The organism is Mesorhizobium sp. BR115XR7A, assembly GCF_020165315.1.
In the GTDB taxonomy this organism is placed as follows: Bacteria; Pseudomonadota; Alphaproteobacteria; order Rhizobiales; family Rhizobiaceae; genus Mesorhizobium; species Mesorhizobium australicum.
In genome coordinates this window covers 1-23,902 of sequence record NZ_JAIUHW010000017.1, presented here as the reverse complement: position 1 = coordinate 23,902, position 23,902 = coordinate 1, and the positions used below count along the sequence as shown (strand labels likewise).

Below are 23,902 nucleotides of genomic sequence, written 5' to 3'. Positions count from 1 at the left end.
GTGTCGATGAATCCTGTTAGCAAACCGGCCGGCTGGGTACGCGCGGCCGGCCTTGGCCTAATATTTCGCCCTATGACGGAAATCGATCTGCCGTTCCTGGCGCGGGTTTATGCCTCGACCCGTGCCGAGGAACTGACCCTCACCTTGTGGAACGAGGCGCAGAAGGCGGCGTTTCTGGACATGCAGTTCCAGGCGCAGCACGCGCACTACCAAAAATATTATCCCAACGCCGACTGGCTGGTGATGATGTATGAAGGCAGCGACATCGGCCGCCTCTATATCGAACGCTGGCCAAGCGAGCATCGCATCATCGACATCACCTTCCTGCCCGCCTTTCGCGGCAAAGGGTTCGGCAAGGCGCTGCTCGCCGACCTGATCGACGAGGCGGGCGCCGCCGGCAAGGCGGTGTCGATCCATGTAGAAAAGCACAACCCGGCCATGCGGCTCTATCTGCGGCTGGGCTTCACGGTCGCCGAGGACAAGGGCGTCTACGACCTGATGTTGCGACCGCCGTCGTAGCGGTTACGATGATGTGCCACGATACCACGACACGATGCTGAACCGCTCACCGCGCGTGACCGGGGTGACTTCGTGTGTCGTTTCCGAACGAAACGCGATCAGCGAGCCCGGCAATGCCTGCATGGCGATGCGCAGGTCCGGACCGCTATAGGGCCCGTGCAGGACCAGCGAGCCGCCCGCGTAGTTATCCGGCAAAGGATCGTCGGATTGCCTATTGAGAAAGATCACCGCCGAGATTTTTCGGAAGCGCGATTCGTCATGAATGAGCGGCGTGTTGCCGTCCTGGTGCGGCACGAAGAAATCGCCCTCCTGGTAGTGCAGGAACTGGGGTTTCTCAAACGCGCCGAGTACGACGCCAAAGTGCCGTTCCAGGGCCGCCTTCTGTTCAGCCAGCAAGCCGCTTACCCGCGCCTCGGTGGCTGCTGAAACCTCGGCGCGCCTGCTCCGGCGCACCCGCGGCCATGCCGGCTTCTGGTCGGAACGGCCGAGCAGGCCTGCATCCCGGCCGGCGGCGCCGCGAATTTCGGCGCACAGAGCGTCGCATGCCGCTTTGTCCAGCGCTTCCGGGACAATGAGATAGTCGACCATTTCAAGCCGGGCTCAGTTGAACACGGCCTCATAGTGATAGCCCGACGCATCGACCGAAACCGGCACGATGAAAATGTCGTCGGCAATTGTGTCACCGGTGAAGTGATAGATGGCCTGCGGTAGCCTTACGTCGCCTGGTCCCTTGAACAGCAATGTGAAGCCGCCGCCGTCTCGCGGGCTGGCCTCGATGCGCCGGACCTGGGTCAGCTCGAGCGAAAACCGCCTTCCACCGGCCGACACCGTGAAAACCGACCCCGCCGCCCGCTCGAAATCCGCTGCCGAAACCATCTTGTCCGCCTCAACCTGTTTTGAAGTCCGCGGCAATGTCGCCACTTCGCGGCAAGCTGTCTAGAGCCATCGGCGACCTCTGCCGCATTGCGCTGCAAACCATGGTACTGCTTTTGCGGCAGTGAAGAACGCTGTAGAGCATTTGCTTCATCTTGCGCATGATCATATCCAAATCGAGGATCAGTATGCAGGAACAGATCCCGGCTGGTGCTGGGTCACCCATGGGCGAGCCGCCGCGACCGGCGTGCGGGAGAGGAACGAAACGATGGCTGACAGCGGCGTGAAAACGGAAACGGCACCGGCGGGCGAAGCATTGCCGCTTTTCTACTCCAGGCCGGAGGCGCTCAATCCGGCGCGGCACGGCTCGCTGGGGTTGACCGCGCGCAGCGACTTTTCCTTCGCGCGCTCGGCGCACGCCATCCCGGTGGTGGCGTCGGAGATGCCGGCGGCGATGCGCTCCTATCCGATCGTCTTCATCGGCGCCGCCAAGGCGCCCGTCATCATCACCGGCGTTCGCCAGGACGAGAACCTGTTCGTCGATGCCGACGGCAAGTGGAACGCGCCGCACTACATCCCGGCCTATGTCCGCCGCTACCCTTTCATCCTGGCCGAGGATCCGACCTCGGCCGGCCGGCTGACGCTGTGCGTCGACCGGGCGAGCGACCGTGTCGTCGACCAGCTGATGGCGCCCTTCCGCGACGACAAGGTGCTGCCGTTCTTCGGCGGCAACGAACCGACCGAGGCGACCAGGCAGGCGCTCGCTTTCTGCAACCAGTTCCAGATCGATTTCAGGGCCACCCGCGAGATGGTCGACAAGATCGACGCGCACGGTCTGTTTTCGCCGCGCCAGAGCAAGGTGACGCTGGAAGGCGGCGAAGTGCTCAACCTCACCGACTTCCAGGTGATCGACGAAGCGGCCTTCAACAAATTGAGCGACGAGGCCTTCCTCGACCTCAGAAAGTCCGGCGCGCTCGGCCTGCTCTATTGCCACCTCGCCTCGACCAACAGCTGGACCTCGCTGGTGCACCAGGCGTCGCTTCGCAAGGCGGAGACCGCGAAGAGTGCCTGACGGCATTGCCCGACCTGCCGAGGGCGACGACATCCAAATTGGAACATTTCAGGCGTTGCCCGGTTGCTTCCTCAGGGAAGGAAGACGGCCATGGTGATCAGCCAGGAAGAACGTGTCGCGCATATCAGCAAGCGGGCCCGCGAACTCTGGGAACGGGAAGGCTTGATGCCCGACCGTGAGAAGGCCTGCTGGGACAAGGCGGTCGAGGAGTTCGAGTCCGGTCGGCTGACCGCCGGACGAAAGCAACCAGGCGCGGATGCCGCTGGCGACAGCGCGGGTACCAAACACTGACGCTCCGCTGCGTTTCATAGTATTCGAAAATCAGGCGTGGTTTCGCTGTGAATTTATTAGTACTGCACCGCGAGGCCGGTCATCATACCGTCCGGCAATGAAGTTCTCGCCCCAGCGTCCGCAAGCCTCTGTCGCGGCAACGGCCAGCCTCGCAGGGCTCTCCGGATGGACAACAAGGAAAAAGGCCACGTGGGCAGTGGTGAACGTCCAGAGCAGGGCGTCAGGTGCGACGCTTCGCAGACGCTCGATACAGGAAGCCAGGAAGGCGCGACGCTCGACCCTCGGAAAGTGCTGGTAAATCAGCAGAGATTTCCCCGATGCATAGAAGGCGGCTACCTCATCCAGGTAGATGTATTTGGACGAATTCTTGCGGCCCTTCGGTAGCGATGTCTCCAGACCGTTGTCCGGATCGAAGAAGACGAGATCGGTGTCCCGGAACACGACCAGGCAGCGTTCTACGAAGGGAGCCCGAGCCGAAAGCCCATCCGGCAACAGTTCGTTGAAGTAGGCCGCGCCGGGAATGGCGCCGCTGTCCTCGATGGTTTGAAGCCGGCGGCGATCCGGCTCGTCTGCGGCGTGCGCCAAGATATCGAACAATTCCGGGTCGAAGTGCCGAAACCGCTCCGGCTGTTGAAGATAGGCCAGTTTACCGCCGTCTGAACTCCCGTCAGATGGCGTCAGCATCCAGCATACACCGATGCCGTTTGCGCCGCCCCACGACAGCGCCCGCAGCAGTGAATACTTCCGATAATCGCTGACGTCCCCGACGTATTGATGCTTCACGCATGCCCCCGAATCCCATTCAGGCGAGCATGTCACAATACCCTAATTTGAGGTACTCCAAATTAGGGTTCTATTGAAGTGCTGGTCTCTGCACTGGCGCTTCAATTGTCCTCACTCGTTCAGACCTCTACCAGAGAATGATCGAGCTGCTTGTGCAGGCTCGCAAGGACGCGGGCATAACGCAGGTTGAACTCGGGAAACGACTCGGACAGCGACAGACCTTCGTGTCGAAGTTTGAACTAGGCGAACGCCGTCTCGACGTTGCGGAATTCGTGGCCGTCAGCAGAGCTATAGGTGCTGATCCGCACGCAATAATTAAGGCGTCTGAATGCAACGATATCTAGTCTCTAGCTGGGCTATGGAGCTCAAGAGGCTGTATCAACAGCCTAGTTACCATTGGCCGGGCTAAACTGTTCAGCCGGCAATATTAGTTGACTAGGTTGTCCTCAAACAGCGAATGCTGACTGGGTTCCGCCGTCACATGGCCCGGCGAGAATTCGACACCAGCTAGCTCACCGAGGTCACGGATTACCCGCATCATGTGATGCAGCGTGTTCCATTCTCGCCAATTAGAAGCGCTACCCGGTGCTGGGATGATGCCTTTCGCGAGGCAATAGATCCGGTCGTCCGCCGCCGAAAATGCCTGCCCCGCAAAGTGCTCGCTCTCTACGATCCGCTTGCAGACATCGGACATCACATCGGCATCTCTTCCCGTGTCAGCGCCGCGCACCACAAGCGTATTGGTAGGAGTTGTATAGCGGAGCTGTCGGTGTGCCCGCCCGCCGCCTTTCTTACGGGGAAAAGCCATCTTCCCATGGTCAGCACCGAAATCGCCGTAGCCTAGCCGGTCAGGCGGTATGCTGCATTCCTTCAACGAGGCATGGAAGACTTCCCATTCGTAACGTGGAATGAGTTCCGTCTTGCCTGGTGCGGCTGGGTTCTTCTTGGGGAAATTGGAGCCCTGAAACACAACGCGTTGCCAAAGACCCACCTCACCAACGCGATCAAGTACACCACTCACCGAACCGGTTGCTATTTTCGGATCAAGGGGGGCACCCGTGAAATCAACGAAAATAACGCAGTCTGATGGTTCCAAACCCACGGTCTTCAACGCATCGGTAATCAGCTTTCCGTCCGCTTCTTCGTAACCGACGAGCACTGCAAGTTTTGTTGGACCATCACACCAAAGGTTCCGGAACAGCGGGTTAGCCAAGTCCGTCAATCTAGCCACCGGCACCATATCTGCGTTCCACCGCCACACCGTACGGAAGAGACGCAGGAGGCCCACGTCGCCAAGGTCCCGCGCGATGAAGTGAGTATCCAAGAATGCCCGTTTGAACGGCCAATGCTTTCCGACTCGGTTGCCGGTTTCATGAGCAATTTCATCCACCGTGGGTGTTCGTTCCAGTGCAGGGTCAAACTCGGTCAGAGACGGTACGACGAAGCGAGGCTCAACGAACAGCTGAGCATCATGAGGCAGCTTACCTGCGGCGGTGTATTCACCCTGCTTGAAACGCAGGCCGGGGTAGTATGGAAGCATTTAATTACCTTCCTTTGGTTCCTGCAATCAGTATGTTACGCACCTGCCCCAATCCAATCTTCTGGGAGAAGAGCGAATAATCATTTCGTTCTTTTCTGATTCGTCCAAACACAATCGCAGGATGGACACCGATTTCTGCAGCAAATCGCTCAATTACGTCTGGTGATTGGGCAATACGAGCGGCAGACCTACGCCACCTCTCCTCAGGAATGAGGATATTTGACGCGAACGCATCGGCTTCCGTTTCCTGATCATCAAGCGATTCCGCTTCCGTCTGATCAAAGAAACCCACGGCCAAACCTGTGCGATAGTGCAAGATGGCATGGGCTATCTCATGCAAAAGCGTGAACCAGAAATTATCCAGTGCGTCTCGCCGCAGCGTCACGCCGATGACCGGGATTCCATCGACCACGAACGCCGCGCCGTCTATAGCCAAGCCGGCAATCTGGCGCTCGGCCACTAGAACAATACCGTGCTCTCGAAGCATGTCACATGCACGTTTCGGCCCGTCAGCAAACACACTTTGGCGAGCGAGGTCAGGAAGCCATGTAACGTCAAGCGGTATAAACCGTGGTTTGCTCGTATCAATGGTTTCCAGCGCCCGGTTTGTGACCCTAGCCCGCCACGCATGGAGAAGGATGTCCCCACTGTGGTCCTTGACGTTTAGGCCTGTACGCAGGAGTGACGGGCTGCCGAATGTGATCCTGTTCTCCGCTATAAATCGGCGCAGTTCTTCCTTGTCCGCACTCTCAGAAAACCAACCATTCTCCTGACCGTGCTTCAATATTTTCCTTATGTCTTCCTTGGAGACATCATCGATGACTAGATCCAGCCCGCGAAGCTCTCTGATTTCGGAGATCTCTGCTCGGAGATTTACACCCAGAAGAGCGGCGACTCGCTCATAGTTCTTGAGGCTTATGGTTCTGTATCGGTCGGCCTCATATCGCTGAACCTGTTGTTCCTTGACGCCAAGTCGCCAAGCCAAGTCTCGCTGCGACATCCCTTTCGCGATGCGTGCAACAATCATTGTCAAGCCGGGATCACTGCCCGCCCGTTTCTGAAGTGGACGATGATCGCCGCTATCCTTGGCACTTTCATATGCCCCGATAACCTCGACCAGTTCCGTGCGTTCGGCCTTCATGGCTCGCGCCACTTGGACAACGACCTCAGGTGGCAGGCCCTTCACCATCGGCTCGAGCGCACGCTCAGAACTCAACGCGGCATCTAGCACGGCGACGTTGTTCCGCGCTTCTCGTAGGTCCCGCTCGTTGAGAATCATGCCTAAGGCCATTGCCTTACATACCACAACATAATTGTTGTGGTATAGGCCGTATTGAAACTATTGCTCAGAAGCTGCGGCCTAATCTGCTTCGTGCCCGCTTCATGGGGCTCAGGTCCGCTGCCGGCGAGCAACACTTATCTCGGTTCATTTCCAGACCGCTCCTGTCTGGAGCGTCATGCACTTCGGCGACGCCGCGAGTTCACGCTGCGTCGCATCCGTGGAATTGGTAACCCGAGTGTAACCGAGATCTATTGAGGCGCATCGTTGGCGCCGGATTTCAACCGTCCGAAACGCGAAAAAGCCGCGGAAAACCGCGGCTTTTCGATGCTTGATCCCCCTGAAGGAAAACTGGAGCGGGTGAAGCGATTCGAACGCTCGACCCCAACCTTGGCAAGGTTGTGCTCTACCCCTGAGCTACACCCGCTCACACGGCGTCTTGGCCGCAAGCCGGGCCTATATGGCTGAAGACCGCGGCGATTGCAACAGGGAAATAGCAGGCTTTTTGCAACCTTCCGAGCGATGCCGGCAAACCGCCCGCGACGCGCCGATTTCATCGCCGCTGGCGCGGCGGTCTTGTGTCGGCCGCCTCATTGGCCGTAAACGGCAAGGCCGAGAAACCAACGAAGAAGAGACCCATGCCGAAGACCGAAGCTGACCTGATGGCCTTTCTTGCCGAACTCGGCATCGCGGTTTCGACGATACGCCACCCCCCGCTCTATACGGTTGCCGATTCGCAGGCGCTGCGCGGCGAAATCGCCGGCGGGCACACCAAGAACCTGTTCCTGAAGGACAAGAAGGACAATTTCTTCCTGGTCACCGTCGGCGAGGATGCGGTCGTCGATCTCAAGCAGATACATCAGCTGATCGGCGCCGCCAGCCGGGTTTCGTTCGGCAAGCCGGAAATGCTGATGGAGCTTCTGGGGGTCACGCCGGGGGCGGTCACGGTGTTCGGCATCGTCAACGACAGTGAAAACCGGGTCAAACTGGTGCTCGACAAGGATCTGATGGACCATTCCGTCATCAATGCGCATCCCCTGACCAACGAGGCGACGACATCGATCGCGGCCGCCGATCTCATCAGATTCGTCGAGGCAACCGGGCATGATGCTGCTATCTTGAAAGTCTCGGCATGATCGCCACATGGGTGGCAAAGCCGATTTCCAATTGAGACAGGGCGCCGGGCCACGGGCCGGCCGCGCGACCGAAAGGGTGACGAGATGAGCGACAACAATCCGTTTGGCGGATCATTCGGAAACAAGGGCGGCCAGTATGCCACCACGGTGCAGTATGGCGGAACCGAGCCCAAAGCCGGATTCGGCGAGACGTCCGCGCCCCCAGCTGCCGGCCCCACCGCCGGCCCCACCACCGGCGATGTCATCAAGGACACGACGACCGCGGCCTTTGCCGCCGACGTCATCCAGGAATCGCGCCGCCAGCCGGTGCTGGTCGACTTCTGGGCGCCGTGGTGCGGACCTTGCAAGCAGCTCACTCCGCAGCTGGAAAAGGCGGTCAAGGCCGCCGGTGGCAAGGTCAAGCTGGTCAAGATGAACATCGACGACCATCCCTCGATCGCCGGCCAGCTCGGCATCCAGTCGATACCGGCGGTCATCGCCTTCAAGGACGGCCAGCCGGTCGACGGCTTCATGGGCGCCGTTCCCGAGAGCCAGATCAACGAATTCATCACCAAGGTCGGCGGCAAGGGCAATGGCGCGCCGCCGGTGGCCGAGGCCCTGGCCGCGGCGGCGGAGGCGCGCGACGCCGGCGACATGCAGACCGCGGCCGACATCTACGATAGCATCCTGGCGCAGGCGCCGGAAACGGTCGAGGCGATTGGCGGGCTGGGCGACCTGCTGTTCGAGGCCGGCGATACCGAGGGTGCCGAGGCGCTCCTGGCAACGGCGCCGGAGGCCAAGAAGGACGCACCGCCGCTGGCTGCCCTGCGCGCCAAGATCGCGCTGGCCGCGCAGGCGGCGGCGCTGGGCAATCCGGCCGAGTTCGAGCGGCGGCTTGCGGAAAACCCCAAGGACCATCAGGCCCGTTTCGACCTGGCGATGATCCAGAACGCCATGGGCGATCGCACGGCGGCCGCCGACAATCTGCTGGCCATCATCAAGGCCGACCGGAGCTGGAACGAGGATGGCGCCAGGACGCAGTTGCTGCAGCTGTTCGAGGCCTGGGGCATGACCGACGAGGCGACGCTTGCCGCGCGCCGCAAATTGTCGGCATTGCTGTTTTCCTGAGCCGGTTACGGTTGTTTTGTCGCAAGGGCTTGTGGCGCCAGGCCTGTGCGCCAGATAGGACAGGGCAGGATTGACGCTTCGCAAGGGAAGCGATCGGAGGAACGAGGTGCAAGCGGGAAACGCGCATTACCGGCTCGCCAAGGATCTGCCATCGACGATCCCGCTCTTTCCGCTCGAAGGCGCGCTGCTGCTGCCGGGCGGCCGCATGCCGCTCAACATCTTCGAGCCGCGCTACCTGCAGATGGTGGACGAGGCCGTCGCCGGCTCGCGGCTCGTCGGCGTCATCCAGCCCGGCCTCAATGGCGCATTGCGCGAGGATGGCGAGCCGGAGCTTTGCAACGTCGGCTGCATCGGTCGCATCATCGCCTTTTCCGAGACCGGCGACGGCCGCTACCTGATCTCGCTGCAAGGCGTGTGCCGGTTCCGCGTCGCCCACGAGCTGACGGTCAAGACGCCGTTCCGCCAGGCGAAGCCGGCGCCCTTCCTCGCCGATCTGGACGAGGAGCAGGCGGCTGATGAAATCGACCGGCCGGCGCTGCTCAGAGCCTTTCGCGCCTATCTGCAGGCCAATGACCTGGAAGCCGACTGGGAAAGCGTCAGCCGCGCCGAAAACGCCATGCTGGTCAACGCGCTGTCGATGATGGCGCCCTATGGACCGGCCGAGAAGCAGGCATTGCTCGAGGCCGCGGACCTGAAAACCAGGGCCGAAACGCTGATTGCCATCACCGAGATGACGCTGGCGCGCGAGAATGAGGATTTTGGCTCGAGCCTGCAGTAGGAATGCGACGATATCCAGCCGGCCTGCAATGACGGCCTGACCGATCTCGACAGATCCTGACATGCTGGCTGACATCCAGGGCGTGAAACCGGAAGAGGACCCAATGACGGATGGGCGCGACGGAAAGAAGGCCAATGTTGACCCGAAGCTGCTCGAACTCCTGGCCTGCCCGCTGACCAAGGGGCCGCTGGCCTGGGACCCCGAGCGCGGCGAGCTGGTTTCGCGGGTCGCCAAGCTCGCTTATCCGGTGCGCGACGGCATCCCGATCATGCTGCCCTCGGAAGCGCGGGTGCTCTCGGCCGAGGATGTGCTGTCGCCGCCACGGCCAGGTGGGCCGAATTGAGGTGGCGCGGAGCCATCCGCTCCGCTTCAACCATATACGTGTACAAACCAAGGGACATCAGGTCTTCGCGACGTCGCCTCAGCTCGGCCTGGCCAGTGCCTTGTCGATCTGCGGCAGCAGAAGCTCCCTGGCGGACTCTGGCGTCAGCGGGCCGACATGCTTGTAGGCTATCTTGCCATCCTTGCCGATGACGAAGGTTTCCGGCACGCCATAGACACCCCAGTCGATCGCCGTGCGGCCGGCTTCGTCGACGCCGATTGCCTGGAACGGATTGCCAAGGTCGCCGAGGAAGCGGCGGGCGTTTTCCGGCCGGTCCTTGTAATTCAGCGCCGCCATCGCGAACCTTTTGTCCTGCGCCAGCGCCAGCAGCACTGGGTGCTCTTCCCGACATGGTGCGCACCAGGACGCAAACACGTTGACCAGCGTGACCTTGCCGGCGAAGGCTTTCGAATCGAGCCCGGGCAGATTGCTGCCCTCCAGGGGCGGCAAGTTGGTTTGTGGTGCCGGCAGGCCGATGAGCGCCGACGGCACTTCCGAGACATCGCGTCCCGACAAGAGCTGCGACAGGAACAGTCCGGCCAGTCCGAGGAAGACCAGCAGCGGCAAAAATACGAACAGGCGGCGACGGGCCGGCGTTTCCGTCCCTGTGCTCATGACTTGGCTGCCTTGTCGGAACGGCGGCGCACGCCGGCCGCCTCGAGTTCGGCGAGTTCGCGCTTGCGCGCCCGCTGGTCGATGAGGATCCAGCCGATCAGCCCGGCCAGTGCCACGGCGGTGATCGTGTAGGCCGCCGCGACGTAGAGCGCATGCGCGCTCATGCGCGCCGCTCCATCGCCGCGTCTCGTTCCAGCCGGGTCTTTCCGCCTCGTTCGATCATGTCTTCCCTTAGCCGCGCGCCGGCGGCTTCGCAATCGGCCGCCACGCCGCAGCCTTCAGACCTCTGGCGCCTCAATCGGTGCCGTGGCGCAGCGCCAGCGCCGCTGCGGTCGGCCCCAGCACACCAAGAAACAGCGTCAGCGCGGCAAGAATGAGGAAGGGCTGCAGGAATGGATCGGGATTGGCCGTCGCGCCATAGCTCGCCGAAACGCCGAAGATCAGCACCGGTATGGTCAGCGGCAGCACCAGCACCGAGATCAAGAGGCCGCCACGCGGCAGCGCCACCGCCACCGCGGCGCCCACGGCACCGATGAAGGTGATTGCCGGCGTGCCGACCAGCAGCGTCAGCGCCGTGGCGCCTATGGCCAACGGTTCCATGTTCATGAACAGGCCGAGCAGGGGGGCCGCGACCACCAGCGGCAGGACGCTGCCCGCCCAATGCGCGACGCACTTCACCAGCACCGTCAGCGCCAGCATATGCCGGTCGTTGCCGAGCACCAGAAGATCGAGCGAACCGTCCTCGCGATCGGCCTGGAACAGCCGGTCGAGGCCGAGCAGGCAGGCAAGCAGCGCGCCGATCCACAGGATCGCCGGACCGATGCGGGCCAACAGCCTGAGGTCCGGCCCAACGCCGAAAGGGATGGTGGCGATGACGGCGAGGAAGAAGATGACGCCCGTCAGCGCGCCGCCGCCGGCGCGGATCGAGAGGCGGATGTCGCGCAGGAAGAGGGACCACATTACGATGTGGTCCCCTGTTGAAGAAGGGGGGCGCCGTAGGGTGCAGTCATCAAAAGGCCTCCCCCATTGCCAACTCTTTCGCCCCTTCCAATCCCAGCGGCAGATGCGTCGCCGCCACGATCATCCCGCCTTCCTCGCAATGCCGGCGCACCAGCCCTGCAAACCGCGCTTCCGAAGCCTTGTCCAGCCCTGCCGTCGGCTCATCGAGCAGCCACAGCGGCCGATGGCTGACCAAGAGTTTCGCGATCGCCGCGCGGCGTCTTTGCCCGGTGGAGAGATAGCCGAACGGCAAATGGCCGATGCCGCCGAGCCCGACCGTTTCCAGCGCCTCCTCCACATCGAGCCGGCCTTCGCCATGGAACTCCCGCCAGAAGCGCAAATTCTCGGTCACGCTCAGCGCCGTCTTCATCGCGTTCTGGTGGCCGAGATAGTGGCAGGCCGAGCCGATCGAGGGGAACTCGTCGCCGCCGCCCTCGAGCAGCAGACGGCCTTCGGTTTTCGGCAGCAGCCCGGCCACGACCCTGAGCAAGGTCGATTTGCCCGAGCCGTTCGGCCCGGTGACGACCAGGGCCTGGCCCTGATCGAGGACAAAGCCGATGCCGGAGAAAACCGGCTCGCCGCCGCGTTCGCCGCCCAGATTTTCGGCGATAAGCCGCATCCCTCGCCTGCCCTGAAATCAATGTTTCGCGAGCGCTGCCGCATCGCACAAATTTGCTCAGCAACTGTCTAGAACTATTCCAGAAAATTCTCTATATGCGGGGCATCCGTGCCAGCGGTCGGCGCGGGAACAGAATTAGCGCCGAACCAGCGCACGCGCCGCCTTGAACGGCTCGGGTTGCTTGGGAACGGACAGCGGAAATGGCCGTACCCGCACCTTTGCGCGTGATTGCATGCCATCGGCGTCCGTTCCCTTTCAGGCTGAACAGACAAGGACGGATCGCACGTGTCAAAATCCCTCGACAGTTTCAATTGCCGCCGCACGCTGAAAGCGGGCGACGCCGAGTATGTCTATTTCGACCTCGTCGAGGCTGAGAAGAACGGCCTCACCGGCATTGCCCAGCTGCCCTATTCGATGAAGGTGCTGCTGGAAAACCTGCTGCGCAACGAGGACGGCCGCTCCGTCACCAAGGAGAGCATCCAGGCGGTGGCCGGCTGGCTGACCGACAAGGGCACCGCCGGCGTCGAAATCGCCTATCGCCCGGCCCGCGTGCTGATGCAGGATTTCACCGGCGTCCCGGCTGTGGTCGACCTCGCCGCCATGCGCGACGCCATGGCGTCGCTCGGCGGCGATCCGCAGAAGATCAACCCGCTGGTGCCGGTCGACCTTGTCATCGACCATTCCGTCATCGTCGACGAGTTCGGCACGCCGATGGCCTTCGCCCGCAATGTCGAGCTCGAATATGAGCGCAACGAAGAGCGCTACAAGTTCCTGAAATGGGGCCAGCAGGCGTTCCGCAATTTCCGCGTCGTGCCGCCCGGCACCGGCATCTGCCATCAGGTCAATCTCGAATATCTCGGCCAGGTGGTGTGGACCAACACCGAGGACGGCGAAACCACCGCCTATCCCGACACCTGCGTAGGCACAGATTCGCACACCACCATGATCAACGGCCTTGGCGTGCTCGGCTGGGGCGTCGGCGGCATCGAGGCCGAGGCGGCCATGCTCGGCCAGCCGGTTTCCATGCTGCTGCCGGAAGTCATCGGCTTCCGCCTCACCGGCAAGCTCAAGGAGGGCGTCACCGCCACCGACCTCGTGCTGACCGTCACCCAGATGCTGCGCAAGAAGGGCGTCGTCGGCAAGTTCGTCGAGTTCTTCGGCCCCGGCCTGTCCAACATGACGCTGGCCGACCGCGCCACGATCGGCAACATGGCGCCCGAATACGGCGCCACCTGCGGTTTCTTCCCGGTCGATTCCGAAACCATCCGCTATCTCACAATGTCGGGCCGCAGCGAGGACCGCATCGCCCTGGTCGAGGCCTATTCCAAGGCGCAAGGCATGTGGCGCGAGGCCGGCTCCGCCGACCCGGTCTTCACCGACCTGCTCGAACTGGAGCTGGACAGTGTCGTGCCGTCGATGGCCGGCCCCAAGCGCCCCGAGGGCCGTGTCGCGCTGGAAGGCATTCCCGCCGGCTTCGCCAAGGCGATGGACGCCGAATACAAGAAGGCGGCGGAAATCTCCAAACGTTATGCCGTCGAAGGCACCGACCATGACCTCGGCCATGGCGACGTCGTCATCGCCGCCATCACCTCCTGCACCAACACCTCGAACCCATCAGTGCTGATCGGCGCGGGCTTGCTTGCCCGCAACGCCAACCGCCTTGGCCTGAAGCAGAAGCCGTGGGTAAAGACCTCGCTGGCCCCCGGCAGCCAGGTGGTGGCGGAATATCTGGAAAAGTCGGGCCTGCAGAAGGAGCTCGACCAGATCGGCTTCAACCTGGTCGGCTTCGGCTGCACCACCTGCATCGGCAATTCCGGCCCGTTGCCGGCGCCGATCTCAAAAACCATCAACGACAAGGGCCTGATTGCCGCCGCGGTGCTCTCCGGCAACCGCAACTTCGAAGGCCGCGTCTCGCCCGACGTGCAGGCGAACTACCTGGCGTCGCCGCCGCTGGTCGTGGCGCATGCGCTGGCCGGCACCGTGACCAAGGACCTGACCACGGAGCCGCTCGGCGACGACAGGAACGGCAATCCGGTCTATCTCAAGGATATCTGGCCGAGCTCGGCCGAGATCCAGGAGTTCATCGAGAAGAACGTCACCCGCGAGCTGTTCGCCCGCAAATATGCCGACGTCTTCAAGGGCGACGAGTACTGGCAGAACGTCAAGGCGCCGGAAGGCCAGACCTATGCCTGGGACAACAATTCGACCTATGTGCAGAACCCGCCCTACTTCGCCGGCATGACCACGGGTTTCGGCAAGATCGGCGACATCAAGGGCGCCCGGGTGCTCGGCCTGTTCGGCGACAAGATCACCACCGACCACATCTCGCCGGCGGGTTCGATCAAGGCCGCCTCGCCGGCCGGCAAATACCTCACCGACCATGGCGTCGGCGTCGCCGACTTCAACCAGTACGGCACGCGGCGCGGCAACCATGAGGTGATGATGCGCGGCACCTTCGCCAACATCCGCATCCGCAACCACATGCTGGGCGAGAACGGCCGCGAGGGCGGCTACACCATCCATTATCCCAGCAAGGAAGAGGAATCGATCTACGACGCGGCGATGCAGTACAAGAAGGAAGGCGTGCCGCTGGTCATCTTCGCCGGCGTCGAATACGGCAACGGCTCGTCGCGCGACTGGGCGGCAAAGGGCACCAACCTGCTCGGTGTCCGCGCCGTCATCGCCCAGTCCTTCGAGCGCATCCATCGTTCGAACCTGGTCGGCATGGGCGTCATCCCCTTCGTCTTCGAGGAAGGCACCTCATGGGCTTCCCTCAACCTCAAGGGCGACGAGCTGGTCGAGATCGACGGATTGAGGGCCATCAAGCCGCGCCAGACGATGACCGCCAAGATCACCTATGGCGACGGCACGGTGAAGAACGTGCCGATCATCTGCCGCATCGATACGCTGGATGAGCTCGACTACTTCAAGAACGGCGGCATCTTGCAGTACGTGCTGCGCGATCTGGCGGCCTAGAAAACAGTGAGTAGCGAGTGGGATGCAGGGGACGCCCCTGCTCACTACTCGCTACTCCCCTGCCGCGGCACAGCAGACCAGCATGCCGCACAGTCCTGCCGCGATGAAGGCAAGGTCGTCGAAGCATTGAACGGCCCGTACCAAAGTCCAGGGCCGGTGCGTTCGCAATAGAGATCGATGGCGGTGAGGAGAACCTGCCGCATGGCGATGATGCCGCCGCTCAATCGAACCACGCCTTGAAATGCAGCGGCTGCTCCTATTGCGGCCTTACCTCACGATTGCAGCGGTAAAATTTCACCGCAACGTGACTTCCCGTTGACTTCCCGTTCTGCCACATATTTCGGCAAAGCAGAACAAAGCCGGCATCACCGGCGGGAATTGGAATGGTCATGGCCTCGCGACGATCATTGTGGCTGGCAGCCTTCGCGCTGGCCTTCTCGGCTTTTGCCGGCGCTGGGCATGCCAGCGAGCCCGAAAGGGCCCAGGCCGAAAAATCCGACAGGCCGCTCGGCGTGGTCGAACTGTTCACCAGCCAGGGCTGCAGTTCCTGCCCGCCGGCGGACGCGTTCTTCGCCGAACTCGCCACAAGGCAAGACCTTGTCGCGCTCGCTTATCACGTCGATTACTGGGACTATCTCGGCTGGAAGGACACGCTGAGCCACAAGGAAAACACCGAGCGGCAATATGACTATATGCGCTATTTCAGCAGCCGTTCGGTCTATACGCCGCAGGCCGTCCTGAACGGCCGCATGCATGTCAACGGCGCCAATCGCGGTGAGGTCGACGGCGCGCTTGCCCGCATGGCCCGTGCCGGCGAAGGCATGCGTGTGCCCATCAAGGTCAGCCGCACCGGCGACCGTGTGATCATCGACGCGGGTGACGCCGGCACCGGCCCGAACGACGCCCATGTCGTCATCGTCTATTTCGACGCGCCGCAGACGGTCAAGATCGGCCAGGGCGAGAACTCCGGCCGCAAGATGACCTATTGGAACGCGGTCACCGGGATCCAGACCGCCGGCATGTGGCATGGCAAGGCGCAGCGCTACGAATTTCCGCTGAGCGAGATCACCAAGAAAGGCGGCTGCGCCGTGCTTTTGCAGTCGGTCGGCAAGGATGGCCTGCCAGGCCCCATCCTGGGTGCGGCTTTCATCCACAAACCGGGATCCGAGGCCTCCCTCGATCGTAAGCTGTAAGGTCACGGGTTCGGCGCAATTCCAGACGGAAACCGCTACATATCCCGCTCGAATGCTTTCAGTGTCCGGTCAGGCGATCGGCGAAGGCCGCAAGGCGCGAGGTCCGGTCCAGGCCGTTTGCTTCACGCCGGTCGGCGATGCGATAGAGCTGGTACATTGTGTGCACGCCGAGCCAGCGCAGTGGTTCCGGTTCCCATTTCTTGACCGTGCGGTTGACCCAGGGCAGCCGGGTCAGCTCGGTGTCGTGGCCGAGCACGAGATCGCGCAAGGTGCGGCCTGACAGGTTGGAACTGGAAACCCCGAGCCCGACATAGCCGCCGGCCCAGCCGATGCCGCTTTCCCGGTCGAAGCCTGAAGTAGTGCACCAGTCGCGCGGTACGCCAAGCGTCCCGCACCAGGCATGGTCGAGACGCACGCCCTTGGTCTGCGGCAACAGCCTGGTCAGCACCTCATGCAACTGGTCGATGGTCGCCTGCTGGGTCCGGCCGCGCACATCGGTGCGCGAACCGAAGCGGTAAGGCACGCCACGGCCGCCCATGGCGATGCGGCCCTCGCGCGTGCGCTGCGCGTAGCAATAGGTGTGAGCGGCATCGCCCAGCACCTCGTAACCGTTCCAGCCGATCTGGTCCCACAGTTCTTGCGGCAGCTTCTCGGTCACCACGATGGCGCTGTTCAGCGGCAGCCAGAGACGCTCGTAGCCGGGAATGCCAGCCGTGAAGCCTTCGGTGGCGCGGACGATCTTCCCTGCCCGCACGATGCCTCTGCTGGTGGTGACCTTGCCCTTCTCGATCGCCAGCACCTGCGTCTGCTCGTAGATCGGCACGCCAAGCCGCTCGACAGCCGCCGCCAGGCCTTGCACCAGCTTGGCCGGCTGGACACGCGCGACGTTGCGCACGACGAAGGCGCCCAGCACCTTGTCGATGGCGATGCGCTGGCGCGCCTCCCGCGCGTCGAGGAAGGCGAGCCGCTCCGGCGGCATCTCCCAGCGCAGCAGCTCCTCGTATTCGGCCCTAGCACGCTGCAATTGTGCCGCGTTGGTGGCGACTGTGATGTTGTCGACGCGGCGGATATCGGCGTCGATGCCTTCGGCTTCCGTCACCGCGATGACCTCATCGACCGTGCCGAACATGGCGCGCTGCATATCGATCACCGCGCCGCGCGAGGAGGTCTTTGCGTATTTCTCACGCGACCAGCTGAAGCCGCCCGACAGCCAGCCGCCATTGCGGCCCGACGCGCCGAAGCCCGCGAACTCCTTCTCGACCATGGCGATGCGCAGCGCAGGTTGCGCCTTCTTCAAATAATAGGCGGTCCACAGGCCGGTGTAGCCGGCGCCGACGATGCACACATCGGCCTCGATGTCGCCGGGCAAGGACGGCCGATAGGCCGGCACGCCGCCGATATCGGCATACCAGAACGACACGTCGCCATTGTGCTTGGCTTGCATTTTTGAAATCCGTTCCGAAATCAGGTGAGCGTCAGGTCAGCCTTGTCGTCGTCGGCGAGCAGCTTCACGTCGGCGCCGGCGAACAGCACCTCGACCTCGTCCCCGATGGCGAAACTGTCTGCTTCCAGCGTCGAGCGCACGATGGCTTTCGAGCCGTCGGCCAGGTCGACCTCGTATTTTGAGCCGGAGCCGAGATAGATGGCTTCGCCAATACGGCCCGTGAGCCGGTTGCGGCCGTCGCCGCCCACACCAGGGCGGGCGAGCGCCAGCTTTTCGGGGCGCAGCAGCATGACCGGCGTGCCGCCATTGGCGAGACGCTTGGCCGTCGTCACCATCTGGCCTGATATCTCGATCGCCGTCTCCTGGCCAGAGGTGGCGGCGGCCCCGCGCAGCACGGTGGAATCGCCGATGAACTTGCCGACGAACAGCGTCGCCGGCTCGTCATACAGCTCGCGCCCGGTACCGATCTGTTCGATCCGGCCCCGGTTGAACACGGCGATGCGATCCGACAGCACCAGCGCCTCTTCCTGGTCGTGCGTCACATAGACGAAGGTGGTGCCGAGTTCGCGGTGGATGCGCTTGATCTCGAGCTGCAGCCATTCGCGCAGTTTCTTGTCGAGCGCGCCGAGCGGCTCGTCCATCAACAGCAGCGGCGGATCGAAGACGATGGCGCGGGCCAGCGCCACGCGCTGCTGCTGGCCGCCCGAAAGCTCGCTGGGGAAGCGATGGCCGAAATCCGCCATCTTGACCATGTCGAGCGCCTGGCGCACCCGGCGTTCGCGCTCGGCTCCCGCCACGCCGCGCAAGGCGAGCGGATAGGCGACGTTGCGGCTCACCGTCATATGGGGAAACAGCGCGTAATGCTGGAAGACGACGCCGATGTTGCGCTTGTGCGCCGGCACGCCGACGACGCTCTTGCCGCCCACTTCCAGCGCGCCGGAACTGGCCTCGGTGAAGCCGGCGACGACGTTGAGCGTCGTCGTCTTGCCGGAGCCGCTTGGTCCGAGCAGCGTCATGAACTCGCCGGCCTCGATGTGCAGCGACACGCCGTCCAGCGCCTTGAAGCTGCCATAGGCCTTGCTGATCGACCTGAGATCGATCGCCGCGCCCCTGCTCTCTTGCCCCGAGGTCATTGGCGTCCTTTCCGCTCGCGGCCAAGAAGAAGCATGCCGCCGCCGATCAGGATCGTGGTGGCAAACAACAGGATCGTGCCGACGGCCGCGACCGTCGGGTCGGCGTCGCGCGTGATGGAAGCGAAGATCTGCACCGGCAATGTCTTGAGGTAGGGATTGGTGATGAACAGCGACACGACGATCTCATCGAAGGAGGTGGCGAAGGCGAACAGCAGGCCCGACAGCACGCCGGGTGCAATCAGCGGCAGCGTCACCGTGCGGAAGGTAGTGAGCGCGTTGGCGCCGAGGCTCGCCGCGGCTGTCTCGAGCCGCCTGTCGAACACTTCGAGATTGGCCGAGACGGCAATCAGCACGAAAGGCAGCGCAAGGATGGTGTGGGCGAGCACGAAGCCGAGCAGCGTGCCGACAAGCCGCGTATCGAGATAGACCGCGTAGATGCCGATGGCCAGCACCACGCCCGGCACCACCATCGGCGTCAACATCAGCATGCGCAGCAGGTTTGCCGGCCGCGCCTTCATGCGGTCGAGGCCGAAGGCGGCAAGCGTGCCGAGCACGGTTGCCAGCACGGCAACGATCGAGGCGACCTTCAGCGAATTGAGGAAGCTGCTCGACCAGTCCGGGCTGGTGGCGAAATTCTGGTACCATTGCCAGGAAAAGCCCTGCGGCGGAAACGCCAGCGACTTGTTCTCGTTGAACGACATCGGCACCACGACCAGCGTCGGGGCCACCAGCCATATGGCCACCAGCAGGCAGACAAGGCCGAGGATGACGCGGGTGAGCGGCTTCATCTCCATCAGCGCCGCTCCGCTTCCCGGTACCGGGACCGCATGACGGGCGCGGCGAGCGCCAGCAGCACGAAGGTCGTGACCAGCAGCACCACGCCCATGGCGCCGCCACGGCCCCATTGCAGCAGGCTGAGCACCTGTGTCTGCACCAGGGTGGACAGCATGGTCGAACGCGGACCGCCGAGCAAAGCCGGCGTGATGTAGAAGCCGAGCGCCAGGATGAAGACGATGATCGCCCCGGCATAGACGCCCGGCAGCGACAGCGGCAGGTAGATGGTGAAGAAGGCGCGGGACGGCCGCGCGCCAAGGCTTTGCGCCGCGCGCATCAGCCTGAGATCGATGCCTTTCATGACCGAATAGAGCGGCAGGATCATGAACGGCAAAAGCACCTGCGCCATGCCGATGACCACGCCCGTCTGGGTGCGGATCAGCCTGACGCCACCAAGCCCGAGCGACCGCAGGACCGAGTTGATGACGCCTGAATCCTGGAGCAGGATCACCCAGGACAAGGTGCGCACCACGCCGCTCACCCAAAACGGGATCAGCACACACAAGAGCAGCACCAGCCGAACGCGCGGCCCGACCGCGGTCATCAGATAGGCGTAGGGATAAGCGCAAACCACGCACACCAGCGTGACCCACGCCGAAATGACGAAGGTCCGCTGGAGCACGACAAGGTTGATCGGCGCACTGAAGAACCAGACATAGTTCTGCGCTCCCCACTCCGGTTCCGACAGGCTGCGCAGCACGATGGTCAGCAGCGGATAGCCGATCACCGCGAAAAGCAGGACCAGGGCCGGCAACGCGAGCGCGAACGGCCGCCATGCCCTGCGCCTTTCGGCGGCCGGAATGGTTGGCTCGGACGCGCTCACGGCCCTTGCTTCCCGTCAGCCGGTCAGTTGCCGGCCATCAGCGCCGACCACTTCTCCTGCGCCACCGCAAAGTTCGGGACCCAGAACTTGAAGTTCTGCTTGTAGCCCTGCTTCTGGCGTTCAGGCGTATTGGTCAGGTAGGCGGCAACAGAAGCGTCGACCTTGGGCTGCGCGTCGTTGTTGATCGGCGTGTAGGAGGTCTTCTCCGCCAATATCTCCTGGGCATGCTTGCCGAGATAGGCATTGAGCAGCGCGTAGGACGCATCCGTATCCTTGACGCCGACCGGAATCGTCATCTGGTCCATCACCACCAGCCAATCCTGCCAGGCGGGCGCGTACTTGGCACCGTTCTTGACCGCCGTCATGGCGCGGCCCGTCCACATCATCAGCATGTCGGCCTCGCCGGATTCGGCGAGCTGCTGCGATTCGGCACCCGTCTTCCAGAAGATCGTGTCGGGGCCGAGCTTGCGGACCACATCGATGGCCTTGTCGATATCGGCCACCGTCATCGCCTTCGGATCGCCGCCGGCAACCTTGAAAGCCTGTTCCAGCAGGCCACCGGTCGGGCTGCCGGAGCCGTCGATGCCACGCACGCCGGGGAATTTTTGGGTATCGAAGAAGTCGGCCCAGCTCTTGGGCGGATTGTCCCCGTACTTTTCCTTGTTGTACATCAGCACAACACCGTAGTTCATCGCCGGCACCGAGCATTCGCCGACCTGGCCTTCCGGGATTTTCGAGACGTCGAGCTTCGTCAGATCGAGCTTCTGGAACAGCTTGCCGCAATAGACATAGGGCGGCAGGTCGTCGGTATCGACGACGTCCCAGGTCACATTGCCGGACTCGACCTGCGCCTGCAGTTTGGCGATCTCCGTCGGGCCGTCATTGAGCAGCTTGACGCCGGACTTGTCGACGAACTCCTTGAGTGCCGCCGCCTGGCCGTCCTGATAGATGCCGCCATAGGAAACGAGGGTCAGCGTCTTGCCCTTCAGCGAGCCTTCGGCGACCTCTCCCGCCACCGGCTTGGATTGCGCGAGCGCGGCGGTGGCCGCCATAAGCACGGCGACGGCCGCCGCATGTCCAAATTTCAGTTTCATGATCATCTCTCCCATTTGCAGAACTCGCATTGTTTTCATTCACCCGGATGCGAGCGGTTTCCGGGCCTGTATCGATCGAGTTCGAGCGCGCCGGCGGTCGGCGGCGCAATGATCCAGAGCACCTCGGCCGGCGTGTCGCCGACATTGACGGTCCGGTGCGGCACCGAGGTTGCGTATTCGACGCTGTCGCCCTCGCGCATCAGATGGCGCTCGTCGGCAAGCGTCAGTTCGACGGTGCCTTTGAGCACCATGAACATTTCGTGCTCGCCGCCATGCACATAGGTCTCGTCGCCGGTCGAGCCGCCAACCTCGAAATGGCCGGCATAGACTTCGAATTGATGGATCGGCCGCCGCGACAGGAGCATCTTGCGGCCTTGGAGGCCAACCGGAACGACCGGCCGCTCCTCGCGCCTCAGCACCTTGTGCAGGGGACGCGCATTGTCCTCGAACAGATCGTTGATGCCGAGGTCGAGAGCGGCGGCGATCTTGAGCAGCGTGCCGGTGTTGGCGCCGCACAGATTGCGCTCGAGCTGGCTGATGAAGCTCGCCGTGGTGCCCGTCATGTCGGCAAGCTGGCGCAGCGAGACGCGCCGCGCCATGCGCAATGCCTTGATACGAGGGCCGACGCCGCCGGCCTCCGGCACGTCCGCGCCGCCATTCAACTGTTTTACTGGGGAGCCCGATGCGTGTGGCATTGTCGTCTCCGTTCTCACTTAACACCCTATTAAGTGGAACGGAAAATGGCAAGCACGGTCGGCAGAATTGAATGGCCACGCGGGATTGGCCGCTTTCGGCCCTACGCCGATGCCGTCGGCGCGCAGTCCCGGGTGCAAGGCCCAAAAACGAAAAAACCGACGTCAGCTTGCTTCTGACGTCGGTCATTTAGGTTTTGGGATCGTCGCACCTGGCTTTTCCGAGGAAAAGGCCGAGGTTGGTTCGATCCGACGCAGACCCGTGGGCGGGGGGCTTGGGGTTTACGAGCCGGTGCCGGACCGAACCGTCTCAGGCAACGCCGGTAAATTCGTCGGACATTGGGGCAGGAGCGCGGATAAAAAAAGGCGGAAATGTGGCGAAGCATCACCAATTCCAACACGCGTTTCACAAACGTGACTGGACGCAACGGAAACGGCGCGCCGCTGCCTTCGCTTCTCAGCTCTTGCAATTGCGATGCGAAGGGGCCAACTTTGGTTGGCAAAGATTCATTTTGAAGGATCGAGGCAGGCATGACCGATGACGGCGGCGGGATGGGGGATGGAGACGCATCCGCAATATTGATCCCGCTGCACGAGGCGCGCAGCGCACGCCTCGACCAGCCGGTCCGCTTCGACCGGCGCGAACTGGACCAGATCCTCAGGCTTTACGGACGCATGGTCGCGGCCAATGAATGGCGCGACTACGCCATCGATCACCTCACCGACCGCGCTGTCTTTTCCGTCTTCCGACGCGCCAGCGAAGTGCCGCTGTTCCAGATCGTCAAGGATCCCAAACTGGCGCGCAAGCAAGGCGCCTTCGCCGTCATCGCGGCGGGCGGGCGCATCCTCAAACGCGGCCAGGAGCTTGGCCGCGTGCTCGGGGTCTTCGACAGCAAGCTGAAGCTGGTATAGGGGTAAATGCGAATTGAAGAATTGAGGAACGAAGGACAAGGGGGGCTTACGTCAGGCGCCGAGTGTCAAATTCCTCAATTCTTCAGTTCCCCCTGCCGGAACTTCCGCTCCGGCAGCGAATCCGGATCAGGTGGCAGCGATGCCCCGCCGTTGAGCGACAGCTGCATGAATACCGTGTCCAACCAGCGCCCGTGCTTGTAGCCGGAGCCTTCGAGGCGGCCGGAATGACGGAAGCCGAGCTTCTCGTGCAACCTGACCGAGGCGCTGTCGGCGCGGCCATCGCCGATCACCGCGACGATCTGGCGAAAGCCCGCCGCCTCGACCGCCGCGACCAGGCTTTGCATCAGCTTCAGGCCGACACCCTGGCCCTTGGCGTCAGGCGCGACATAGACCGAATCCTCGACGATGAAGCGATAGGCCGGGCGCGGCCGGAAGGCGCCGGCATAGGCATAGCCAAGCACGGCGCCTGCCTTTTCCGCCACCAGATAGGGAAAGCCGCCGGCCGCGAGTGCGGCGAATCGCGTCCCCATCTCGGTGCGGCTAGGCGGCTCCAGTTCGTAGCTCGCCGTGCCGTTGGCAACCGCGTCGGCGTAGATTTCGGTTATGGCGTCGAGGTCGGCCGGGGTCGCCGGCCTGATCGCGATATTGCTCATTCTTTATGCAAGCCTCTTTGGTGCTTTCGATAACAGCAGAGGCCCGCTTAAAAGAAAAGGGCGGCCGTTGGGCCGCCCTCAGACTGCTGACAAACCCCGTCAATTTTGGCGGGTTTTGTTTTTATGGTTTGAATGGGCTGGTTATTTCGGTGTCG

The 23,902-nt window shown here is 62.8% G+C and carries 27 protein-coding genes and 1 tRNA gene; 11 read left to right on the top strand and 17 right to left on the bottom strand.

The genetic code is table 11. The features are described 5' to 3' along the window. Positions 1-6 precede the first annotated feature (6 nt). Positions 7-519 carry a GNAT family N-acetyltransferase gene (locus LB557_RS28020; protein ID WP_224713136.1) on the top strand — a complete coding sequence of 171 codons (513 nt, stop codon included), beginning with the start codon at positions 7-9 and terminating at the stop codon, positions 517-519. Positions 520-522: 3 nt separating this feature from the next. On the opposite strand, the gene LB557_RS28015 is transcribed toward LB557_RS28020, so the two are convergent. After that, positions 523-1,107: a 2OG-Fe(II) oxygenase gene (locus tag LB557_RS28015; RefSeq protein WP_140618220.1), complete on the bottom strand. Its 585-nt coding sequence runs from the start codon at positions 1,105-1,107 to the stop codon at positions 523-525. Positions 1,108-1,119: 12 nt separating this feature from the next. Further along, positions 1,120-1,395, bottom strand: a complete 276-nt coding sequence (locus tag LB557_RS28010) for a DUF6916 family protein (protein WP_015314847.1) — start codon at positions 1,393-1,395, stop codon at positions 1,120-1,122. Positions 1,396-1,660: 265 nt separating this feature from the next. Here LB557_RS28010 and LB557_RS28005 point away from each other — a divergent pair, with 265 nt between their 5' ends. Together LB557_RS28005 and LB557_RS28000 are read left to right on the top strand one after the other, a co-directional pair. Then, on the top strand, positions 1,661-2,464 hold the full coding sequence (locus LB557_RS28005) for a SapC family protein (RefSeq protein ID WP_015314848.1): 804 nt from the start codon (positions 1,661-1,663) through the stop codon (positions 2,462-2,464). Positions 2,465-2,554: 90 nt separating this feature from the next. Next, positions 2,555-2,755 (top strand): DUF2934 domain-containing protein, encoded by a 201-nt coding sequence (locus LB557_RS28000; RefSeq protein ID WP_140618224.1) that lies wholly within the window; start codon positions 2,555-2,557, stop codon positions 2,753-2,755. A gap of 30 nt (positions 2,756-2,785) precedes the next feature. Here the strand turns inward: LB557_RS28000 and LB557_RS27995 are convergent, their stop codons facing one another. Continuing rightward, the gene (locus LB557_RS27995; RefSeq protein ID WP_224643986.1) at positions 2,786-3,538 is read right to left on the bottom strand and encodes a hypothetical protein; all 753 of its coding nucleotides are present in this window, start codon (positions 3,536-3,538) and stop codon (positions 2,786-2,788) included. 137 nt (positions 3,539-3,675) lie between these two features. On the opposite strand from LB557_RS27995, the gene LB557_RS27990 reads away from it, so the two are divergent. Beyond that, positions 3,676-3,882 (top strand): helix-turn-helix domain-containing protein, encoded by a 207-nt coding sequence (locus tag LB557_RS27990; protein ID WP_224643987.1) that lies wholly within the window; start codon positions 3,676-3,678, stop codon positions 3,880-3,882. Between the two features lie 83 nt (positions 3,883-3,965). Here LB557_RS27990 and LB557_RS27985 read toward each other — a convergent pair whose 3' ends face one another. From LB557_RS27985 to LB557_RS27975, 3 genes are all read right to left on the bottom strand, one after another. Further along, positions 3,966-5,078 (bottom strand): beta family protein, encoded by a 1,113-nt coding sequence (locus LB557_RS27985; protein WP_224643988.1) that lies wholly within the window; start codon positions 5,076-5,078, stop codon positions 3,966-3,968. Positions 5,079-5,082: 4 nt separating this feature from the next. After that, positions 5,083-6,357: an ImmA/IrrE family metallo-endopeptidase gene (locus LB557_RS27980; protein WP_224643989.1), complete on the bottom strand. Its 1,275-nt coding sequence runs from the start codon at positions 6,355-6,357 to the stop codon at positions 5,083-5,085. A gap of 352 nt (positions 6,358-6,709) precedes the next feature. Then, positions 6,710-6,784: transfer RNA gene (locus tag LB557_RS27975), tRNA-Gly, on the bottom strand. Positions 6,785-6,995: 211 nt separating this feature from the next. Between LB557_RS27975 and LB557_RS27970 the strand changes: the two genes are divergently transcribed. From LB557_RS27970 to LB557_RS27955, 4 genes are all read left to right on the top strand, one after another. Beyond that, the gene (locus LB557_RS27970; protein WP_140660399.1) at positions 6,996-7,493 is read left to right on the top strand and encodes a prolyl-tRNA synthetase associated domain-containing protein; all 498 of its coding nucleotides are present in this window, start codon (positions 6,996-6,998) and stop codon (positions 7,491-7,493) included. 84 nt (positions 7,494-7,577) lie between these two features. Then, positions 7,578-8,600 (top strand): thioredoxin, encoded by a 1,023-nt coding sequence (gene trxA, locus LB557_RS27965; RefSeq protein WP_140793251.1) that lies wholly within the window; start codon positions 7,578-7,580, stop codon positions 8,598-8,600. Positions 8,601-8,706: 106 nt separating this feature from the next. Next, positions 8,707-9,378 carry an LON peptidase substrate-binding domain-containing protein gene (locus LB557_RS27960; RefSeq protein WP_015314920.1) on the top strand — a complete coding sequence of 224 codons (672 nt, stop codon included), beginning with the start codon at positions 8,707-8,709 and terminating at the stop codon, positions 9,376-9,378. A 103-nt stretch (positions 9,379-9,481) separates the two neighbouring features. Then, complete coding sequence (locus LB557_RS27955; RefSeq protein WP_015314921.1) at positions 9,482-9,721, top strand: Trm112 family protein; 240 nt, start codon at positions 9,482-9,484, stop codon at positions 9,719-9,721. 78 nt (positions 9,722-9,799) lie between these two features. On the opposite strand, the gene LB557_RS27950 is transcribed toward LB557_RS27955, so the two are convergent. From LB557_RS27950 to ccmA, 4 genes are all read right to left on the bottom strand, one after another. Beyond that, entirely contained in the window at positions 9,800-10,375 is a 576-nt protein-coding gene (locus LB557_RS27950) for a DsbE family thiol:disulfide interchange protein (RefSeq protein ID WP_015314922.1), read from the bottom strand. Continuing rightward, a complete protein-coding gene (gene ccmD / locus LB557_RS27945; protein ID WP_015314923.1) occupies positions 10,372-10,539 on the bottom strand; it encodes a heme exporter protein CcmD in 168 nt (55 codons plus the stop codon). The genes LB557_RS27950 and ccmD overlap by 4 nt, the downstream gene beginning before the upstream one ends. A 130-nt stretch (positions 10,540-10,669) precedes the next feature. Further along, a complete protein-coding gene (gene ccmB, locus LB557_RS27940) occupies positions 10,670-11,335 on the bottom strand; it encodes a heme exporter protein CcmB (protein ID WP_140660401.1) in 666 nt (221 codons plus the stop codon). A gap of 49 nt (positions 11,336-11,384) precedes the next feature. Then, entirely contained in the window at positions 11,385-11,993 is a 609-nt protein-coding gene (ccmA, locus tag LB557_RS27935; RefSeq protein ID WP_140660402.1) for a heme ABC exporter ATP-binding protein CcmA, read from the bottom strand. A 285-nt stretch (positions 11,994-12,278) separates the two neighbouring features. On the opposite strand from ccmA, the gene acnA reads away from it, so the two are divergent. Together acnA and LB557_RS27925 are read left to right on the top strand one after the other, a co-directional pair. Beyond that, positions 12,279-14,969, top strand: a complete 2,691-nt coding sequence (acnA, locus tag LB557_RS27930; RefSeq protein WP_224643990.1) for an aconitate hydratase AcnA — start codon at positions 12,279-12,281, stop codon at positions 14,967-14,969. Between the two features lie 383 nt (positions 14,970-15,352). Further along, a complete protein-coding gene (locus tag LB557_RS27925) occupies positions 15,353-16,162 on the top strand; it encodes a DUF1223 domain-containing protein (RefSeq protein ID WP_140822911.1) in 810 nt (269 codons plus the stop codon). A 58-nt stretch (positions 16,163-16,220) separates the two neighbouring features. Here LB557_RS27925 and LB557_RS27920 read toward each other — a convergent pair whose 3' ends face one another. The 6 genes from LB557_RS27920 to LB557_RS27895 are packed head-to-tail and all read right to left on the bottom strand — an operon-like array spanning position 16,221 to position 22,185. Then, complete coding sequence (locus LB557_RS27920; protein ID WP_224643991.1) at positions 16,221-17,606, bottom strand: NAD(P)/FAD-dependent oxidoreductase; 1,386 nt, start codon at positions 17,604-17,606, stop codon at positions 16,221-16,223. A gap of 20 nt (positions 17,607-17,626) precedes the next feature. After that, entirely contained in the window at positions 17,627-18,739 is a 1,113-nt protein-coding gene (locus LB557_RS27915; RefSeq protein ID WP_015314929.1) for an ABC transporter ATP-binding protein, read from the bottom strand. Beyond that, positions 18,736-19,533: an ABC transporter permease gene (locus LB557_RS27910; RefSeq protein ID WP_140712185.1), complete on the bottom strand. Its 798-nt coding sequence runs from the start codon at positions 19,531-19,533 to the stop codon at positions 18,736-18,738. The genes LB557_RS27915 and LB557_RS27910 overlap by 4 nt, the downstream gene beginning before the upstream one ends. Then, positions 19,533-20,396, bottom strand: a complete 864-nt coding sequence (locus tag LB557_RS27905; RefSeq protein ID WP_140712187.1) for an ABC transporter permease — start codon at positions 20,394-20,396, stop codon at positions 19,533-19,535. Before LB557_RS27905 ends, LB557_RS27910 begins: the two co-directional genes overlap by 1 nt. Before the next feature lie 23 nt (positions 20,397-20,419). Then, on the bottom strand, positions 20,420-21,490 hold the full coding sequence (locus LB557_RS27900; RefSeq protein ID WP_015314932.1) for an extracellular solute-binding protein: 1,071 nt from the start codon (positions 21,488-21,490) through the stop codon (positions 20,420-20,422). Positions 21,491-21,525: 35 nt separating this feature from the next. Then, complete coding sequence (locus LB557_RS27895; protein ID WP_224643992.1) at positions 21,526-22,185, bottom strand: helix-turn-helix domain-containing protein; 660 nt, start codon at positions 22,183-22,185, stop codon at positions 21,526-21,528. Positions 22,186-22,713: 528 nt separating this feature from the next. Between LB557_RS27895 and LB557_RS27890 the strand changes: the two genes are divergently transcribed. Continuing rightward, the gene (locus LB557_RS27890; protein WP_023782086.1) at positions 22,714-23,094 is read left to right on the top strand and encodes a DUF2794 domain-containing protein; all 381 of its coding nucleotides are present in this window, start codon (positions 22,714-22,716) and stop codon (positions 23,092-23,094) included. Positions 23,095-23,168: 74 nt separating this feature from the next. Here the strand turns inward: LB557_RS27890 and LB557_RS27885 are convergent, their stop codons facing one another. After that, positions 23,169-23,747: a GNAT family N-acetyltransferase gene (locus LB557_RS27885; protein ID WP_015314935.1), complete on the bottom strand. Its 579-nt coding sequence runs from the start codon at positions 23,745-23,747 to the stop codon at positions 23,169-23,171. Positions 23,748-23,902: the final 155 nt, after the last annotated feature.

Coding starts and splice junctions, on each gene's coding strand:
- LB557_RS28015 (WP_140618220.1), bottom strand. CDS start 1,107: ATGGTCGACTATCTCATTGTCCCGGAAGCGCTGGACAAAGCGGCATGC.
- LB557_RS27985 (WP_224643988.1), bottom strand. CDS start 5,078: ATGCTTCCATACTACCCCGGCCTGCGTTTCAAGCAGGGTGAATACACC.
- ccmA (WP_140660402.1), bottom strand. CDS start 11,993: ATGCGGCTTATCGCCGAAAATCTGGGCGGCGAACGCGGCGGCGAGCCG.
- LB557_RS28005 (WP_015314848.1), top strand. CDS start 1,661: ATGGCTGACAGCGGCGTGAAAACGGAAACGGCACCGGCGGGCGAAGCA.
- LB557_RS27890 (WP_023782086.1), top strand. CDS start 22,714: ATGACCGATGACGGCGGCGGGATGGGGGATGGAGACGCATCCGCAATA.
- LB557_RS27990 (WP_224643987.1), top strand. CDS start 3,676: ATGATCGAGCTGCTTGTGCAGGCTCGCAAGGACGCGGGCATAACGCAG.
- LB557_RS28010 (WP_015314847.1), bottom strand. CDS start 1,395: ATGGTTTCGGCAGCGGATTTCGAGCGGGCGGCGGGGTCGGTTTTCACG.
- LB557_RS28020 (WP_224713136.1), top strand. CDS start 7: ATGAATCCTGTTAGCAAACCGGCCGGCTGGGTACGCGCGGCCGGCCTT.
- LB557_RS27895 (WP_224643992.1), bottom strand. CDS start 22,185: ATGCCACACGCATCGGGCTCCCCAGTAAAACAGTTGAATGGCGGCGCG.
- trxA (WP_140793251.1), top strand. CDS start 7,578: ATGAGCGACAACAATCCGTTTGGCGGATCATTCGGAAACAAGGGCGGC.
- LB557_RS27955 (WP_015314921.1), top strand. CDS start 9,482: ATGACGGATGGGCGCGACGGAAAGAAGGCCAATGTTGACCCGAAGCTG.
- LB557_RS27970 (WP_140660399.1), top strand. CDS start 6,996: ATGCCGAAGACCGAAGCTGACCTGATGGCCTTTCTTGCCGAACTCGGC.
- LB557_RS27900 (WP_015314932.1), bottom strand. CDS start 21,490: ATGAAACTGAAATTTGGACATGCGGCGGCCGTCGCCGTGCTTATGGCG.
- LB557_RS27950 (WP_015314922.1), bottom strand. CDS start 10,375: ATGAGCACAGGGACGGAAACGCCGGCCCGTCGCCGCCTGTTCGTATTT.
- LB557_RS27885 (WP_015314935.1), bottom strand. CDS start 23,747: ATGAGCAATATCGCGATCAGGCCGGCGACCCCGGCCGACCTCGACGCC.
- LB557_RS27920 (WP_224643991.1), bottom strand. CDS start 17,606: ATGCAAGCCAAGCACAATGGCGACGTGTCGTTCTGGTATGCCGATATC.
- ccmD (WP_015314923.1), bottom strand. CDS start 10,539: ATGAGCGCGCATGCGCTCTACGTCGCGGCGGCCTACACGATCACCGCC.
- LB557_RS27910 (WP_140712185.1), bottom strand. CDS start 19,533: ATGGAGATGAAGCCGCTCACCCGCGTCATCCTCGGCCTTGTCTGCCTG.
- LB557_RS27980 (WP_224643989.1), bottom strand. CDS start 6,357: ATGATTCTCAACGAGCGGGACCTACGAGAAGCGCGGAACAACGTCGCC.
- LB557_RS27915 (WP_015314929.1), bottom strand. CDS start 18,739: ATGACCTCGGGGCAAGAGAGCAGGGGCGCGGCGATCGATCTCAGGTCG.
- ccmB (WP_140660401.1), bottom strand. CDS start 11,335: ATGTGGTCCCTCTTCCTGCGCGACATCCGCCTCTCGATCCGCGCCGGC.
- LB557_RS28000 (WP_140618224.1), top strand. CDS start 2,555: ATGGTGATCAGCCAGGAAGAACGTGTCGCGCATATCAGCAAGCGGGCC.
- LB557_RS27925 (WP_140822911.1), top strand. CDS start 15,353: ATGGTCATGGCCTCGCGACGATCATTGTGGCTGGCAGCCTTCGCGCTG.